The 1,826-nt window shown below is 49.2% G+C and carries 1 protein-coding gene; it reads right to left on the bottom strand.

The features are described from left to right. Window positions 1-1,389 (bottom strand): hypothetical protein (locus A11A3_RS17075; protein ID WP_008930582.1); only part of this gene is annotated, 1,389 nt, incomplete at its 3' end. Window positions 1,390-1,826 lie beyond the last annotated feature (437 nt).

Here is a 1,826-nt window from a genome sequence, read left to right on the forward strand (position 1 = left end):
CTGGCTGTGACACAGAGTTTTGAACACCCTCACGGTTTCCGCGTACGTTCGATCTGGCCGCCTGCGTTCCAAGCTTTCTTGGGTGTCCTTATTGTTCGCTGTAGTCGCAAACTTTTCGTGCATGATGTTGTACATGAAGTTTTGCTGGATGCTCCATCGGCCGTTTTGGCTCGGCATGGCGATATTGCCATCAGCGGCGAAGCGGAAAATTACCAAGCTGAACTCGCCTTCCACCTCCTTTGTCAGGGTTTTTGCCTTAGCCAAAATTCGGACGTCACAGCGCACGGGATTTATACGATGAATCGACAGAATTTCATAATTTATGAGTTCGATATTGTCGGTAGTTGATCTCATTTCTCCGGCTATTTTCTTGACCGGCTTCTGCGTGAGATTGACCGCATGTAACGCCATTTTTCCGAAGTTTTTTGCTTTCCATCCGGATAGAAACTCAGATAGCGCATTCTCGGGAGAATCAGGATCGAGCGGCTTGGTCAGCGGCAAGTCAACATGGTAAGGCTCGAACGCGTCCATGGCCTTCCGATCAGCCTGTATATGGCTACGTTTTTCAAAAACATCTGAGAGCGTTTCTTTCTGTTTCTTTTCATACTGTGCGCGCCGTTCGTCTTCCGATGACTTGTCGATCGCCCAATCAACTAGTGCCATCATTAAAAGCCACGCTTTCGCGCATACTTTCTTGTTTGCATATCCCAAAGAGCGACCATGCAGAATGCCATGCCTCAGCGGGAGTTCGAGTTCATCGTCACGGGACTTCCTGACGCCTTTGGTAATCAGCTTCATCAACTCCGGTAGGGCGGTGCTGTGGCCTGTGATGGAGTCAAAACAGCTGAGATCGGCATCTTTCTCGAACGGGCTGACCGGTGCGATATCAGAAGCAAAGCCATCACAAGCGATCAGGATGAGTGGGACCGCCGCCATGTATCGCTTTTCCAGATAGAGCTGGAGTGCTTCCTTCAACTGATTATCCCGAAGGCCAGCTTGGTGAAAACGGTCCGCTCTAGAGATTGCAAAAAGCTCGATGTTTTCCGCAGTAAACCATTCGACAAGCTTGTTCTCTGCCTCATCAATCTTTCCTTTGGCATGGAGTGACAAGGCTTCGTTGATGATATCAACCGACAAAGCTGATCCGACTGCAATCCAGCCAAGTGGCCCGAAGGCCTCATTGAAACGATCGGGCAAGTCGATAATTCTCGATTGTGCGACCAGCCCATCAACATGGCCTGCGAAACGCAGCATATTCTCTCGCTTGAGGCCTAGCTTTCCGAGAAAGCCTGCGCCTTTTCCCAGAGTCTGAAGTACGGGAAGCAGCGCCTTTATGTCTGCGGAGCTAGGATTATCGGAGATCTTTTTATTGTTCTTCTTGTCTTTCATATCCTTCTCCAAAATATGCCGAAAGAGATCAGGCTGGCTCTCTTAATTCCCATAACTCTAATACATCTAATGAGAAATGTGAGACCTGACACGGCCTCCATACTGCTTAGGAGGCACTGCGTTCGATTTTGCTAGGTCGGCAAAGGCGAGACCCCGAACTTTGGCGGGAAATAGCATTAACCTAATGCATGGCCCTCCATGCATCCCGATCAATGCCATCGATAACCCCAACTGGCTACACGGTCAAGGATCCGGAGTCAGGCCTTTCATCGTGTGCCTGGTTTCACGAAGAAAAACCTGCCCCAATGTCGCAACAATTCTTCTTTAAATAATCACATTCTTAGCTGGTGCTATACCAGCGCTACGCCCCTCACAATAAAATTCTGTCCAACCAAGATTCTGGTTTCAGATGGCCCAACCATCTACAGTGAATCGCC

Origin of the sequence: Alcanivorax hongdengensis A-11-3 (genome assembly GCF_000300995.1) — a bacterium.
In the GTDB taxonomy this organism is placed as follows: domain Bacteria; phylum Pseudomonadota; class Gammaproteobacteria; order Pseudomonadales; family Alcanivoracaceae; genus Alcanivorax; species Alcanivorax hongdengensis.